Origin of the sequence: Asanoa ishikariensis (genome assembly GCF_900107455.1) — a bacterium.
Taxonomy (GTDB): Bacteria; Actinomycetota; Actinomycetes; order Mycobacteriales; family Micromonosporaceae; genus Asanoa; species Asanoa ishikariensis.
Map to the genome: position 1 here is coordinate 1,607,770 of NZ_FNQB01000002.1, position 12,920 is coordinate 1,620,689.

Here is a 12,920-nt window from a genome sequence, read left to right on the forward strand (position 1 = left end):
GTCCCGTGCAGATTTCGGCGCGGGGCGACTACGCGGTACGCGCGGCACTGAGCCTCGCCGCGGCGTACCCGTCGGTGATGTCGGCTCAGGCATTGGCCGCCGACCAGGACATGCCACGCAAGTTCCTCGAGGCTGTCCTGGCCGACCTACGGCGGGCGGGCATCGTCCGGGCGCAGCGCGGTGCCGAAGGCGGCTACACGCTGACCCAGCCGCCGCGCGAGGTGACGGTGGGCGCGATCCTGCGTGCGGTCGACGGCCCGTTGGCCGGCGTGCGCGGCGTGCGGCCAGAGGAGACGGCGTACGAGGGCTCGGCCGAGAACCTGCCCCGGATCTGGGTCGCCGTGCGCGCCGCCGTCCGCGAGGTGGTCGACGAGACCACGTTGGCCGACGTGCTGAGCGGCAAGCTCCCCGCGCACATCCGCAAACTGACCGCCCTGCCCGACGCCTGGCAGCCGCGCTGATGTCGGTCCTGGTGGCGTTCAGCGTGACCCCGTTGGGCGCCGGCGAGGGTGTCGCCGACCTCGTCGCGGAGGCGGTCAAGGTGGTCCGCGCGTCGGGCCTGCCGCACCGCACCGACGCCATGTTCACCACGGTCGAGGGCGAGACCTGGGACGAGGCCATGGACGTGGTCAAGGCCGCCGTGGCCGCCGTCCAGGCCCGCGCCCCACGCACCTCGACAGTCATCAAGGTCGACTGGCGCGAGGGCGTGACCGGCGCCCTCGACAGCAAGGTCGCCACCATCGACCGTTTGCTCGGCTAGGCAACGCCGACGTAGCGCAGGCCGGTCAGCGCGACACCCGCTGATCGCTCGTCGTCCTCGGTGATGCCGAGGTCGGCGAAGAAGTACGGCGCCGCCGTCGACGAACGGGTGCGGAAGCGACGGTTCAGCGCCGCGACGATGTCGTCGGAGCGATGCAACCGCTCCGCTTCCGCCCAACCCTCGAAGTAGGCGGCCCAGCCCGCGCCCGACTCGCGCCAGTTTCGCGCGTGCCGGTGCAGCCAGCCCTCGCCGTCCGTCGCCGGCAGTCGGTCGAAGCACCAGCGGGCGGTGCGCTCGTCGAACCGCTCGCGAGCCCACTCGACCACCACCAGCGTGCCGCCGGGCCGGACCGCCGCGGCGATCCGGTCCACCACGTGGTCGAGGTCGTCGACATGGTGCAACGACGTGCAGGCGACCACCGCGTCGACCGGCGCCGCCGGCACGTAGCGCTCGAACTCCATCCGGTGGAATCGCGCGCCCACCGGTGCCTCGGGGTCGACGCCGACCGCGTCGTACCCGGCGGCTTCGAGGTGGGGCAGGAAGCCACCGGCCGGCCCGCACCCGATCTCGATCACCCGGGCCGGCGCGGCGGGCAGCGCGTCGCGCACGAACGGCCAGGTCGCCCGGAGCCACCTCCGCGTCGCCTCGTCGGTCATCGCTCGTCGACGACCTCGGCCGTCTCGACACCCTTCAGCTCGACCAGTGCGAACGCCTCGGCGGCCAACGGCAGCCGGGCCGCGGCCGCGGCGTCGGCGTGTGCCGCCGACTCCCACGTCCAGGTGTCGGTCCAGGTCTGGCTTTCGGTGTCCCGGGTCAGCCGGGTCGCGGTGGGGCCGGCGAACTCGGCGCGGACGGCCGCGATGAGCTCGGCCCGCTTCGCCAGCAGGCCGTCGGTGTGGTGGTCGGTGGTGAAGCGGGTGACACGCACGATCGACATCTCAGGATCTCCTCGCTAGAGTTGTTCACTAGTGACTGACTCTAGAGTTACACTAGGCCGGTGACGAGCGTCAAGGGCAAGGCGCCGAACCGGCGCACGGTGAAGGCACGGGAGACCCGCACCCGCATGCTGGACGCGGCGCGGCAGTTGTTCGTCGAGCGCGGCTACGGGGCCACCACGCTCGCCGATGTCGCCGAGGCGGCCGGGGTCGCGGTGCAGACCATCTACTTCACGTTCGGCAACAAGCGGTCGTTGTTCAAGGAGATGGTCGACGTCACCATCGCCGGCGACGACGAGCCGGTGGCCACGATGGACCGCGACTGGTTCCAGGCCGGGCTCGACGCACCGACCGCCGAGGGCCACCTGCGCACCCACGTGGCCGGCAGCGCCCGGGTGCTCGACCGGGTCGCGCCGATCGTCCAGATGGTCGAGCAGGCCGCCGGCACCGACCCGGAGATCGCCGGGCTGTGGCCCGACACCAACCCGCGCTACACGGTGCAGTCGACCGCGGCCCGGTCGCTGATGGCCAAGCCCGGTGCGCGCCCGGACGTGTCCGCGGCCGACGCCGCCGACGTGCTCTACGCGGTCCTCTCGCCCGAGCTCTATCTGCTGTTCGTCCGCGACCGGGGCTGGTCGCCGGAGCGGTTCGAGGCCTGGGCCGCTTCGACCCTGGAACCCCAGCTCATCGCCGCTTAGCTCGTCAGCTCCGCGATCGCCGCGGCGAAGACCTCGTGGTGCGTGGCCACGTCGGCGAGGGTGGTGTCCGGGGACATCAGCGCCATGTTGTGGAACGGGGTCAGCAGCACACCCCGGTTCAGCAGGTACGCGTGCAGGTAGTCCTCCAGCAACGGGTCGGTCGCCGCGGCCGAGGCGCCGCCGCTCGTCGGGGCGGGGGACCGGAAGCGGTATTCCACCCGGGCGCCGAGTTGCGTGACCGACCAGGGCAGGCCGGCGCCGGCGACGATGTCGCGGACCCCGTCGGCGAACGCGGTCGCCACCGAGGTCATGCCTTCGAACGCGGTCGCTGTGAGCACGTGCTCCAGGGTGGCCCGGGCGGCGGTCAGCGACAGCGGGTTGCCGGCCAGCGTGCCGCCGACTCCGCCCATGTCGACCAGGTCCAGGTCGGCGCGGGCACCGAGCAGGTCCGCCAGCGGTTCGGACAGGCCGTACGCGCCGACCGGGATGCCGCCGCCGATCGCCTTGCCGATGGTGACGACGTCGGGTTCGAGTCCCCAGGCCGCGGTCGCGCCGCCCGGACCGGCGGAGAACGTGTGTGTCTCGTCGTTGACCAGGTAGCTGCCGTGCCGCCGGGTCAGCTCCCGGACTCCGGCGAGATAGCCGGGTGACGGCAGCACGATGCCGATGTTGGTCAGCGCCGGCTCCATCAGCACCGCGGCGACGTCGCCGTGCGCGAGCTCGCGCTCCAACCCGGCCAGGTCGTTGTATTCCGCGACCCGGCTGGTCGTCGTGACGTCGCTCGGCGCGCCCACGTTGCCGGGGCGGCTGGCCGCGTTGCCGTCCGGGCCGACCACGATCAGGGACTCGTCGACCGATCCGTGGTAGCAGTAGGAGTTGACCAGGATCCGGGGCCGTCCGGTCAACGCCCGCAACAGCCTGATCGCCCACCGGTTGGCGTCGGTCGCGGTCAGCGTGAAGCTCCACCTCGGCACACCGAAGCGCCGGGCCAACTCGGTGCCGACGCGGGCGGCATCCTCGGTGGGCAGCATCGTGGCCAGGCCGCCGCCCGAGGCGAGTCGATCGGTGACCGCCGCGACCACCGCGGGTGGCGAATGGCCGGCCATCGCGGCGGTGTCGCCCAGGCAGAAGTCGACGTAGTCGTGACCGTCCACATCGGTCAGACGTGCGCCGCGCGCGCGGGCCGCGTACACCGGCAGGCCCGTCGCGGCCTTGTTCATCCAGGTCATCGGCACCCGGCCGAAGAGGTTGCCGGCGGCCGCGTTGGCCTCGGCGGATCGGGGGTGCGTGGCGACGAACGCGGCCCGCTCCCGGGCGAGCAGCGCGTCCAGTCGATCGCGGGCGATCATCGCCGCACCGTACCAGCGAACGCCCCGCCGGTACGGTGATGCGATGGAGTTTCAGGATGTTGTCCGCAAACGCCGGATGGTGCGCAGCTACGAGCCCGACCGTCCGGTGCCGTCCGAGGTCGTCGACCGGATCCTGCACAACGGACTGCGCGCCCCGTCCGCCGGAATGTCGCAAGGATGGGGCTTTCTGGTCCTCGACACGACCGCCGACCTCGACCGGTTCCGCGCGGCGATGCACCGTTCGGCGGAGCCGGAGAAGTGGCTCGCATCCCACTTCGCCGCCCCGCTGCTGATCGTGCCGTGCTCGCACAAGGACGCCTACCTCGACCGCTACGCGCAGGCGGACAAGGGGCACGAGGACCGCTCCGACGCGTGGTGGCCGGCGCCCTACTGGGACATCGACACCGGCATGGCCTCGCTGATGATGCTGCTCACCGCCGTCGACGCCGGGCTGGGCGCGTGCTTCTTCGGCATGCCGGTCGACGCCATCGAGCCGTTCAAGACGGAGTTCGGCGTGCCGGCCGCGTACACGCCGATCGGTGCCATCTCGGTGGGCTACAGCTCCGAGCCGCCGCGCGACCTGCGGTCCCGCCGCCGGCCCACCGACGACGTGGTGTTCCGCGGGAACTGGGGCACGTCAGCCTCAGCCGACTAGCACCGGCTCGCTCTCGTTGTTGGCACGGTCCAGCGACGTGACGCAGTAGCTGGCCGCCGGGCCGATCCAGCTCGGCAGGTCGTTGGCCCGGATGGTGTCGACGAGGGTGGCGGTCTTCGCCTCGGGGTCGGCCCGGTAGATCGCGTAGCTGGTCACGTCGTCGACCGGTCGCCAGGTGAGCACCGTGCGGTCGCCGTCGCGCCGCGCCCCGGTCGGGGTCGGCGCGGACGGCCGCGCGTCGCGCAACCGCTCGATGGTCGGCACGAGCGCGGGCGTCGCGTAGTGCGCGTCGCGGTAGCGCGACACGGCACCGAGCCGGTCGGCCTTGACCTGCTTGGCGCTGAAGTGGATGCTGCCGCTGACTCCGTAGCGCTCGTTGAGGGTGAGCTGCTGGTCGAGCTCGGCCGGCTTGCTCCACGGGCCGGCCTCGCCGATGCGGTAATCCGCCTGGCCGACGTAGAGCTGCACGCCCGTGCCCTTGACCGTGTCGGCCCACCAGGGCAACAGCTTCGCGTAGTCGGCCTTGTCGAACCCGATGTTCCAGTAGAGCTGCGGGACGATGTAGTCGAGCCACTTCTCCCGCACCCACTTGCGGGTGTCGGCGTAGATGGCCTCGTAGCTCTCCAGTCCGCGGGTTGGCGAGCCCGCCGGGTCCGAGCTCTTGTTGCGCCAGATGCCGAACGGGCTCAGGCCGAAGCGTACCCACGGCTTCGCCTCGTGGATCTTCTGGCTGACCTCCTGGACGAAAGTGTCCACATTGGCCCGGCGCCAGTCGCCTCGGGACTTCCCGTCGCCGTAGCGTGCGTAGCTGGCGTCGTCGTTGAACTCGTGCCCTTCCGGGTACGGGTAGAAGAAGTCGTCGAAGTGCACGCCGTCGATGGCGTAACGGTTGACCGCGTCGAGGATCGCGTCCTCGACGTGCGCGCGGGCCGCGGGGTTGCCCGGGTCGAAGTAGAAGCGGCTGTTCTTCGCGCCCTCGGGGAACGCCACCGCCCACTCCGGGTTCTTGCGCAGCGGGTGGTCGCGCGCGAGCTTGTCGAAGTCGGCACCGGCACCGCCGGAGGTCGCCGGCTGGCTGCCCCGGTACGGGTTGAACCAGGCGTGGAACTCGAGGTTGCGGGCGTGCGTCTCCTCGATCATCCAGGCCAGCGGATCCCAGCCCGGATCCTTGCCGCGGACCCCGGTCAGCCATTCCGACCACGGCGCGTACGCGGACGGCCAGAACGCGTCGCCACTGGGGCGGACGTGCACGAACACCGCGTTGTGGTTCATCTTCTCGGCCAGGTCGAGCCAGCCGCGGTATTCCTGTTTCACCTTGGCCTCGGGCAGCCCGGGCCGGCTCGGGAAGTCGATGTTGCTGACCGTGGTGAGCCACATGCCGCGAAGCTCGCGCTTGGCGACCAGGCTCTGGGCGTCGCAGGTGCCCAGCGAAGCACCGACCGAGTCGCCATCGCGGCTCGACTCGGAGCTGCGATTGAACAGCCCGCAACCGGCCGGCACCGTCACCGCGAGGACGACAACCACCAGCCCGACGAGCAACCGACGCTGCACGGCCAAGACGCTAGGCCCACGATGCGTGGTGGTCAACGGAACAAAGGCCCACATAAGGAAAAGCGACCCCTTTAGGTGCAGGCGCCGAGGGCTGGTTGAATCGGATAATGGTTCAGATCCGCCCGGTCGACCCGGCCGACGCCGACGTATTCACCACCCTCGCTATCGCCAACCGGGAGTTCCTCGCACCCTTCGAGCCGGACCGCGCCGAGTCCTTCTACACGCCGGCCGGGCAGCTCTCCCGGATCGAGAGCGCGCTGGCGGACCCGCACGTGCACCGGTGTGCCATCGAGGCCGACGGCGAGGTGGTCGGGATGATCTCGTTGAGTGTCATCGAGTACGGGCCGGCCCAGTCCGCCAACCTCGGCTACTGGGTGGCGGAGGCGGCCAACGGCCGTGGCATCGCGTCCAAGGCGACCGCGCTGATGGTCGAGCTGGCGTTCGGTGCGTTCGGCCTGCACCGGGTGCAGGCGGGCACGCGGTTGGACAACGTCGCCTCGCAGAAGGTGCTGGCCCGCAACGGGTTCGAGCGGATCGGCGTCGCCCGGTCGTACCTACGGGTGGCCGGCGACTGGCATGACCACGTGCTCTTCCAGCGCATCAACGACGAATGGAAGCCGGCGTGAGCACCCGACAGACGATCACGAGCGGTTCGACCTTCGAGGAGCGGATCGGGTACGCCCGCGCGGTGGTCGACGGCGACCACGTGTACGTGTCCGGTACCACCGGCTACGACTACGCCAGGATGACCATCGCCGACGACGTGGTCGCCCAGTGTGAGCAGGTGGTCCGCAATATCGAGGCGGCCCTGGCCGAGGCCGGCTGCACCCTGGCCGACGTGGTCCGGGTCCGCTACCTGCTGCCGGACCGGGCCGACTTCGAACCCTGCTGGCCCACGCTGCGGGCGGCGTTCGGCCCGGTGCCGCCGGCCGCCACGATGATGGTCTGCGGGCTGGCCGACCCCGCTATGCGGATCGAAATCGAGGTCGACGCCCGGCGACACTGACCGCACGCGATGATGGTGCGGTGCGCGACACACCGCAAGAGCTGTTGGTCGGGACCCCGGGGCGGTACGCCCGGGAGGTCTTCCACGATCGCCATCCGACGCTGATCGAGCGGGTCGCGGCCGCGCACCCCTACGGCGAGGCGCAGCGGTCCGCCCTGCGCGCGCTGCTCGAGGAGTCGCTGACCGGGGAGGTCCGCGGGCTGCCCGGCGACGCGCCGGACTGGGCCGACTGGGATGCCTGGGACCGTGGGTACTTCGGGCGGCCATGGGCGGATGCGCCGTTCCTCTGGGCGGAGAGCTATTTCTACCGGCGGATCCTGGACGCCGTCGACTACTTCCGCGCGGGCCCGTGGCAGGGCGTCGACCCGTTCGCCCCGATGAAGGCCGCTGAGCTCGCCGACCCGGACCTCGACCGCGACTTCGCCTGGGTCGCGGACCTGCCGGCGGCGCCGACCGCGGACGGCTTCGCGACCGTGGTGCGGGCGGCCGTGTTCGGCAACCGGGCCGACATCAGCTTCCGTCTGCAGCAACCGGCCGGCCCTGGGGACGCGGCCGCTCCGGACGAGCTGCTGTCCGACGACACCGACGCTCTGGCGGCGGCATTGCGCTCGCCGGGACCGGTCTGCGTCGTCGCCGACAACGGCGGCCGGGAGATCATGGCGGATCTGGTGCTGGCCAACTGGCTGCTCGACACCGGTCGCGCCGACCGGGTCACGCTGCACGTCAAGCCGATGCCCTACTACGTTTCCGACGCCGCCGCGTCCGATGTGGACGATGCCTGTGCGCGGCTCGGCCGCCCGCTGGACTCCCGGATCGCCGTGCGTGCCCACTGGTTCTGGTGCGCGCCGCTGGACTTCCGGGCCATGCCGGCCGACCTCGGCGACGACCTGCGCGGGCACCGCGTGGTCGTCGTCAAGGGCGACCTCAACTACCGCCGGCTGGTCGGCGACCGGGACTGGGAACCGACGACACCGTTCGCCGCGGCGGCCGCCGACCTGGGTGTCCCGGTCGTCGCGCTACGCACCTGCAAGTCGGAGGTGGTGGTCGGGCTCGACGGCGCGACCGTCGCGCGGCTGGACGCCGCCGAGCCCCGTTGGCGGGTCAGTGGCCGGCACGGGCTGGTGCAGGCGCGCTGACCCGGGTCGCCAGGTCGACCATCGTCTCGTCACCGGTGGGCGACAGGCAGCGCACCTGGCCGCGCGGGTTGAGCCGGTCGTCCTTGGCATAACGGTCGGCCAGCTCGTCCGAGGCGGCCTCGTCGCCGGCGTCGGCGGCCAGCAGCAGCGCGGCGAGCTCGTCGGCGAGCGCCGCGCCGGCCTCGTCGACGCTGTCGGACATGTCGCCCCAGATGTCCCAGAGCAGCAACTCGTCGCCCTGCCGGGCGGCCAGCTCGGCGATCACGTAGTCACGGATGAACCAGTCGCCGCCGATCGGGATGCCGGGGCCGACGCCGTACGTGGCCGGGTCGACCTCGCCCCTGCGGTGGGCGGTCCAGACTGCCGCCGCCGTCGCGAACGGCGTGCCCGCACCGTTCGGGCGGGGCATGTCGTCGGGGTCGAACGGCCAGTCGCCGGGGCCGATCTGCGGGTCGGCCAGCACCCAGCGTGACCCGTCCCAGTAGTCCACGACCACGTGGTCGTGGTGGAAGCCGGGCACGAAGAAGTAGTCCGCGAAGCCGATCCGGACCCGCGCGGGAACCCCCTGGTGGCGCAGGGCCGAGACGGTCAGCAGGGAGAAGTCGCGGCAGCAGCCGCCCACGCGGTCCTCGGCGGCGCGCGGCTCGGCCAACGGGCAGTCGTGCCGGCCCTGGTCGGTGGCGAGCACGCGTTCGATCCAGCGGTTGTTGATGTCCTCCGCGCGGTCGGCCGGCAGCGTCACGTTGGGGTCGTGGTAGTGCGTGAGCACGTTGCGCACGGTGGCGGTCAGCTCGCGCGGGTCGGTGGGCAGCTTGTCGAGCAGATGGGCGTACGCGCCGGGGTCGCTGAACGCGGTCTGCCGTGCGTAGTTCATGCGGGGTCATCCTCCAATGTGGTCTGCACCGGAACGGCGACGTGTACGAACGGGTCGTCGTCGCCGATGTCGCACCATTCGGCGAAGTAGATCTCGCGGGGTGCCCCGGCCGTGGCCAGCCCCGCGTCGTGCACGTGGTCCTGGACGTCGTCGTACGCGAGCATGATCTTGGGATAGAAGCAGTCCTTGCGAGGCACCGTGACGGCCGCCAGGGTCTGCGGCGGCTCGATCCGGATGACGATGTCGTCGGTCGGTTCGACGCTGCCGGTGAACGGCACGCAGATCTCGACCGTGGCCTCGCTGTCGGGCGTGACGTGGCCGTGGAAGACGATCCACCGTTCGCCGATGGGGTCGGCGCCGGCCGCCCGCAGGTGCGTGCCGATCTCGGCGGCACAGGCCAGCGTCGTCGGCACCAGGCTCTGCTGGTCGCAGTCGCGGGTGATGCTGGCGACCTTGGTCCGCGTCCGGTCGAGCAGGTGCACCGGATACGGGGTGCGGGCCGGACCGCCCCTGGTCAGTTGCGCCCGCAGGTAGTCGGCGCTGGCGCGGCGGGACTGCACCTGCGTCTCCTGCGCCTGCCACCAGCGGTCCAGCCGGATCGCCGCCTCGATGTCGTCGCCGGCGAGCACCTCGGCCACGACGGCGAGCGGCATGTCGAGCTGGCGCAACAGGCTGATCCGGCGGGCCCGCTCGACCTGTTCGACGCTGTAGCGGCGGTAGCCCGTGGCCGGGTCCACACTGGCCGGCCGCAGCAGACCGGACACCTCGTACAACCGCAGGGCCTTTGGTGACAAACCGGTCCGCCGACCGAACTCCCCGATGGTTAGGTCGCGCACGTCCATGGCGGCAAGTCTTCACCCTGCCCAAGGGTCAAGGTAAAGACCGCAACGCATTGGGTATCCGAATGCGTCTCTCTAATGACACGGGGAGGACGACGATGCCGAAGGAACCTGCCAGACCCGATCCCGCCGAGGCCGATCCCGCCAAAGCCGGGCCGACGAATAAGCCTGCCCGGAAGCGCTCGACCCCGCGCTGGGCCCGGGTCTGCGTGATCATCGGTGCGGTGTTGATGGTCGTGAGCGGCGGGTTGATCGTGACGTCGCAGGCACTGCTGGCCCGCTACGAGGGCGCGGTCAAGACCGAGGACCTGTTCGGCGAGGGCGACGAGGTCAAGCCGAAGGAGAGCGACATCAAGGGCCCGATCAACATCCTGTTGGTCGGCATCGACCCGCGCGACACCACCACGCTGCCGTTGGCCGACTCGATCATGATCATGCACATCCCGGCGGGGCTCGAGCGCGGCTACCTGTTCTCGCTGCCGCGCGACCTGCTGGTCGACATCCCGGCGTTCCCGAAGTCCAACTACCCCGGCGGCAGGGGCAAGCTCAACTCCGCGATGGCGTTCGGCAGCCGGGTCCAGAACGGTCGGCCCGACCGCGCCAAGGGTTTCGAGCTGCTGTCGAAGACGGTCACCAACTACACCGGCATCAAGCGGTTCGACGCCGGCGCGATCGTCAACTTCGCGGGCTTCAAGAAGATCGTCGACGCGATGGGCGGCGTCACGATGACCGTCGACCAGGACGTCGTCTACTCGGAGCACCTCAAGCCGGACGGGACACACCGCCCGAACGACGGCTCGGGGGACGATCACCCCTACTACGGTCCGCAGGCCAAGTACACGAAGGGCACCCACAAGTTCAACGGGTGGCAGGCGCTCGACTACGTGCGGCAGCGTTACGGCGTCAAGGACAGCGACTACGGCCGGCAGCGGCACCAGCAGCAGTTCGTCAAGGCGATGGCCCAGCAGGCGCTGAGCAAGTCGGTGCTCACGGACCCGCCCAAGCTCGACCGGGTGCTCCGGGCGGCGGGGGAGTCGCTGGTGTTCAACGGGCGGGGACACAGCGTGGTCGACTTCGGCTTCGCCCTGAAGGGCATGCGGCAGGACTCGATCACGATGGTCAAGCTGAAGGGCGGCGGCGTCTTCAACTCCAACGGCAAGTACGCCGGTGAGGGTCTGCCGGCTGAGGCGAAGCGGTTCTTCGCCGCGATCCAGACGGACACGGCCGACGCTTTCATCGCCGCGCATCCGGAGTTGGTCAACAAGTAGTGTCCCGGGAATGTCGGAGAGCCGGACCCGCGACGCGTACGACACGGTGGCCGCCGCCTACGACGCGGCGCTGCGATCCGAACTGGCGGCCAAGCCGGTCGACCGCGCCCTGCTCGACGCGTTGCTCGAGCTCTGCCCGGGAATCGTGGCCGACGTCGGGTGCGGCCCGGGACATGTGACGCGGCACCTGGCCGCGCGGCACCGCGCGGTGGTCGGCGTCGACCTCTCGCCGGCGATGGTCTCCCTCGCGCGCGAGGCCGGGCCGTCGATCAGCTTCGAGGTCGGCTCGATGCTGGACCTGCCCGTCGCCGACGGCGCCTGGTCCGGCATCGTGGCGTTCTACTCGATCATCCATCTGGCGCCGGCGGAGCGTGCGCGGGCTTTTCGTGAGTTCGCCCGTGCCCTTTCCTCGGGCGGCTGGGTGCTCGTGTCGTTCCACGTCTCGGCCGCCGACCAGCCGCCGGGCAGCACCCAGCACCTGAGCTCGTGGTTCGGCTCGCCGGTCGACCTCGACTCGTTCTATCTCGACCCGGCCTCGGTGACCGCGGATCTGGCGGCGGCCGGGTTCTCGGTCGCGGCCAGCACGATGCGCGCGCCGCTGCCCGGCGTCGAGTACCCGAGTCGCCGCTGTTATCTGCTAGCCCAGTTGGACTCTGAGCGTTTGTAGGCGCCAGGTGGCCGGGTCGGGGATCCGTTCTGTCCGCGGCTCGGCCAGCGTCAGCCCCGGGTAGCGGGCGAACAGCGCGGTCAGTGCCACCTCGGTCTGCACCCGGGCCAGTGGCGCCCCGAGGCAGAAGTGCGGCCCGTGGGCGAAGCTGAGGTGGTTGTTTCCCGTGCGGTGCACGTCGAAGCGGTCCGGTTCGGTGAACACCCGCGGGTCACGGTTGGCCGCGGCCAGGATGGCGGTCACCCGCGCGCCCTCGGGTATCAGCTCGCCCCCGAGCTTGACGTCCTCGCGTGCCTGGCGGGGGATGGTCAGCATTTGCGGCCCGCACCAGCGGAGCAGTTCCTCGACCGCACCCGGTGCGGCGTTGTCCGTGAAGGCGGCGAGCTGGTCGGGGTGGTCGAGCAGGGTCGGCACCGCGTTGGCGATCAGGCTGGCCGGGGTCTGGCCGGCGAGCACCAGGTGCCAGACGAAGGTGACGAGCTCGCGTTCGGTCAGCTTGTCGTCGTCCCGGCTGCGCAGGAGCTGGCTGATCAGGTCTGACCCCGGCTTGGTGCGCTTAGCCTCCAGCGCCTTTATGGCGCCCTCGATGATGGCCGGGACGGCGGCGACGAACTCGGCACCGTGGCCCGCGGTGATCGCCGCGCCGTAGGTGCGCCACTGTGGACGGTTGTCTTTGGGCACGCCGACGAGCTCGCAGATCACCTCCATCGGCAGCGGGGTAGTGAAGTGGCGGACCAGGTCGACCGTGCCGTCGGGTTCGACGTTGCGGTCGACCTCGTCGAGCAGCGTGTCGACGATCCGCTCCAGCGTCGGGCGGAACTGCGTGCCGCGCCGGGCGGAGAACTCGGGTGAGACCAGGCGGCGCAGGCGGGCGTGCTCCTCGCCGGTCGTCTGCTGCATGGTGCGCAGGTAGGGCACGCAGTGCGCGGGCACGTCGAGGTGCTGGAAGCTCTCCTCGCCGAGGGTGAACCGGGGGTCGCCCAGCATGGCGCGCGCCTCGGCGTGCCGGGTCACCGCCCACAGTCGAAGTCCCGGCGCCACGAGCGCGGCGACCGTCGCCTGTTCCCGGAGGCGTCCGTAGGCGGTGAAGGGGTCGCGCATCAGGTCGGGATCGCTGAGCTGGAGCTCCATGACACCTCTTGGATGTTAATATCAGATGTTCTCATCATCTGAATGATGGAG

16 protein-coding genes are annotated in these 12,920 nt (G+C 70.9%); 9 read left to right on the plus strand and 7 right to left on the minus strand.

The genetic code is table 11. The features are described from left to right. Positions 1–5: 5 nt before the first annotated feature. The gene (locus BLV39_RS21905) at positions 6–461 is read left to right on the plus strand and encodes an RrF2 family transcriptional regulator (RefSeq protein ID WP_090795799.1); all 456 of its coding nucleotides are present in this window, start codon (positions 6–8) and stop codon (positions 459–461) included. Beyond that, positions 461–760 carry a thiamine-binding protein gene (locus BLV39_RS21910; RefSeq protein WP_090795802.1) on the plus strand — a complete coding sequence of 100 codons (300 nt, stop codon included), beginning with the start codon at positions 461–463 and terminating at the stop codon, positions 758–760. Before BLV39_RS21905 ends, BLV39_RS21910 begins: the two co-directional genes overlap by 1 nt. Here the strand turns inward: BLV39_RS21910 and BLV39_RS21915 are convergent. Together BLV39_RS21915 and BLV39_RS21920 are read right to left on the minus strand one after the other, a co-directional pair. Then, a complete protein-coding gene (locus BLV39_RS21915) occupies positions 757–1,416 on the minus strand; it encodes a class I SAM-dependent methyltransferase (RefSeq protein WP_090795805.1) in 660 nt (219 codons plus the stop codon). The genes BLV39_RS21910 and BLV39_RS21915 overlap by 4 nt on opposite strands. Then, complete coding sequence (locus BLV39_RS21920) at positions 1,413–1,697, minus strand: hypothetical protein (protein WP_090795808.1); 285 nt, start codon at positions 1,695–1,697, stop codon at positions 1,413–1,415. The genes BLV39_RS21915 and BLV39_RS21920 overlap by 4 nt, the downstream gene beginning before the upstream one ends. Positions 1,698–1,757: 60 nt before the next feature. Here BLV39_RS21920 and BLV39_RS21925 point away from each other — a divergent pair, with 60 nt between their 5' ends. Continuing rightward, the gene (locus BLV39_RS21925; protein WP_239083791.1) at positions 1,758–2,393 is read left to right on the plus strand and encodes a TetR/AcrR family transcriptional regulator; all 636 of its coding nucleotides are present in this window, start codon (positions 1,758–1,760) and stop codon (positions 2,391–2,393) included. On the opposite strand, the gene BLV39_RS21930 is transcribed toward BLV39_RS21925, so the two are convergent. Then, on the minus strand, positions 2,390–3,742 hold the full coding sequence (locus BLV39_RS21930; protein ID WP_090795811.1) for a transaminase: 1,353 nt from the start codon (positions 3,740–3,742) through the stop codon (positions 2,390–2,392). The two genes, BLV39_RS21925 and BLV39_RS21930, sit on opposite strands and share 4 nt — an antisense overlap. 43 nt (positions 3,743–3,785) lie before the next feature. On the opposite strand from BLV39_RS21930, the gene BLV39_RS21935 reads away from it, so the two are divergent. Next, complete coding sequence (locus tag BLV39_RS21935; protein WP_090795814.1) at positions 3,786–4,397, plus strand: nitroreductase family protein; 612 nt, start codon at positions 3,786–3,788, stop codon at positions 4,395–4,397. Here BLV39_RS21935 and BLV39_RS21940 read toward each other — a convergent pair. Further along, on the minus strand, positions 4,386–5,948 hold the full coding sequence (locus tag BLV39_RS21940; RefSeq protein WP_239083790.1) for a glycoside hydrolase family 10-like protein: 1,563 nt from the start codon (positions 5,946–5,948) through the stop codon (positions 4,386–4,388). The two genes, BLV39_RS21935 and BLV39_RS21940, sit on opposite strands and share 12 nt — an antisense overlap. A gap of 107 nt (positions 5,949–6,055) precedes the next feature. On the opposite strand from BLV39_RS21940, the gene BLV39_RS21945 reads away from it, so the two are divergent. The 3 genes from BLV39_RS21945 to BLV39_RS21955 are packed head-to-tail and all read left to right on the plus strand — an operon-like array spanning position 6,056 to position 8,090. Beyond that, positions 6,056–6,574 (plus strand): GNAT family N-acetyltransferase, encoded by a 519-nt coding sequence (locus tag BLV39_RS21945; RefSeq protein WP_090795819.1) that lies wholly within the window; start codon positions 6,056–6,058, stop codon positions 6,572–6,574. Then, positions 6,571–6,954 carry a RidA family protein gene (locus BLV39_RS21950; RefSeq protein ID WP_090797662.1) on the plus strand — a complete coding sequence of 128 codons (384 nt, stop codon included), beginning with the start codon at positions 6,571–6,573 and terminating at the stop codon, positions 6,952–6,954. The genes BLV39_RS21945 and BLV39_RS21950 overlap by 4 nt, the downstream gene beginning before the upstream one ends. Positions 6,955–6,974: 20 nt before the next feature. Beyond that, positions 6,975–8,090 (plus strand): damage-control phosphatase ARMT1 family protein, encoded by a 1,116-nt coding sequence (locus BLV39_RS21955; protein WP_090795822.1) that lies wholly within the window; start codon positions 6,975–6,977, stop codon positions 8,088–8,090. Here BLV39_RS21955 and BLV39_RS21960 read toward each other — a convergent pair. Both BLV39_RS21960 and BLV39_RS21965 read right to left on the minus strand, forming a co-directional pair. Continuing rightward, positions 8,056–8,964, minus strand: a complete 909-nt coding sequence (locus tag BLV39_RS21960; protein WP_090795825.1) for a transglutaminase-like domain-containing protein — start codon at positions 8,962–8,964, stop codon at positions 8,056–8,058. The genes BLV39_RS21955 and BLV39_RS21960 overlap by 35 nt on opposite strands. Next, positions 8,961–9,806, minus strand: coding sequence for a MerR family transcriptional regulator (locus BLV39_RS21965; protein ID WP_090795828.1), 846 nt, complete (start codon positions 9,804–9,806; stop codon positions 8,961–8,963). The genes BLV39_RS21960 and BLV39_RS21965 overlap by 4 nt, the downstream gene beginning before the upstream one ends. 95 nt (positions 9,807–9,901) lie before the next feature. Between BLV39_RS21965 and BLV39_RS21970 the strand changes: the two genes are divergently transcribed. Together BLV39_RS21970 and BLV39_RS21975 are read left to right on the plus strand one after the other, a co-directional pair. Further along, positions 9,902–11,071 carry an LCP family protein gene (locus BLV39_RS21970; protein ID WP_090795831.1) on the plus strand — a complete coding sequence of 390 codons (1,170 nt, stop codon included), beginning with the start codon at positions 9,902–9,904 and terminating at the stop codon, positions 11,069–11,071. A gap of 10 nt (positions 11,072–11,081) precedes the next feature. After that, entirely contained in the window at positions 11,082–11,738 is a 657-nt protein-coding gene (locus BLV39_RS21975; protein WP_090795833.1) for a class I SAM-dependent DNA methyltransferase, read from the plus strand. On the opposite strand, the gene BLV39_RS21980 is transcribed toward BLV39_RS21975, so the two are convergent. Further along, entirely contained in the window at positions 11,709–12,869 is a 1,161-nt protein-coding gene (locus BLV39_RS21980; protein ID WP_090795836.1) for a cytochrome P450 family protein, read from the minus strand. The two genes, BLV39_RS21975 and BLV39_RS21980, sit on opposite strands and share 30 nt — an antisense overlap. Between the last annotated feature and the right edge of the window lie 51 nt (positions 12,870–12,920).

Bases quoted from the DNA above. Each gene is read 5' to 3' on its own strand.
- BLV39_RS21910 (WP_090795802.1), top strand. From the start codon at position 461: ATGTCGGTCCTGGTGGCGTTCAGCGTGACCCCGTTGGGCGCCGGCGAG.
- BLV39_RS21915 (WP_090795805.1), bottom strand. From the start codon at position 1,416: ATGACCGACGAGGCGACGCGGAGGTGGCTCCGGGCGACCTGGCCGTTC.
- BLV39_RS21920 (WP_090795808.1), bottom strand. From the start codon at position 1,697: ATGTCGATCGTGCGTGTCACCCGCTTCACCACCGACCACCACACCGAC.
- BLV39_RS21930 (WP_090795811.1), bottom strand. From the start codon at position 3,742: ATGATCGCCCGCGATCGACTGGACGCGCTGCTCGCCCGGGAGCGGGCC.
- BLV39_RS21935 (WP_090795814.1), top strand. From the start codon at position 3,786: ATGGAGTTTCAGGATGTTGTCCGCAAACGCCGGATGGTGCGCAGCTAC.
- BLV39_RS21945 (WP_090795819.1), top strand. From the start codon at position 6,056: ATGGTTCAGATCCGCCCGGTCGACCCGGCCGACGCCGACGTATTCACC.
- BLV39_RS21960 (WP_090795825.1), bottom strand. From the start codon at position 8,964: ATGAACTACGCACGGCAGACCGCGTTCAGCGACCCCGGCGCGTACGCC.
- BLV39_RS21965 (WP_090795828.1), bottom strand. From the start codon at position 9,806: ATGGACGTGCGCGACCTAACCATCGGGGAGTTCGGTCGGCGGACCGGT.
- BLV39_RS21970 (WP_090795831.1), top strand. From the start codon at position 9,902: ATGCCGAAGGAACCTGCCAGACCCGATCCCGCCGAGGCCGATCCCGCC.
- BLV39_RS21975 (WP_090795833.1), top strand. From the start codon at position 11,082: ATGTCGGAGAGCCGGACCCGCGACGCGTACGACACGGTGGCCGCCGCC.
- BLV39_RS21980 (WP_090795836.1), bottom strand. From the start codon at position 12,869: ATGGAGCTCCAGCTCAGCGATCCCGACCTGATGCGCGACCCCTTCACC.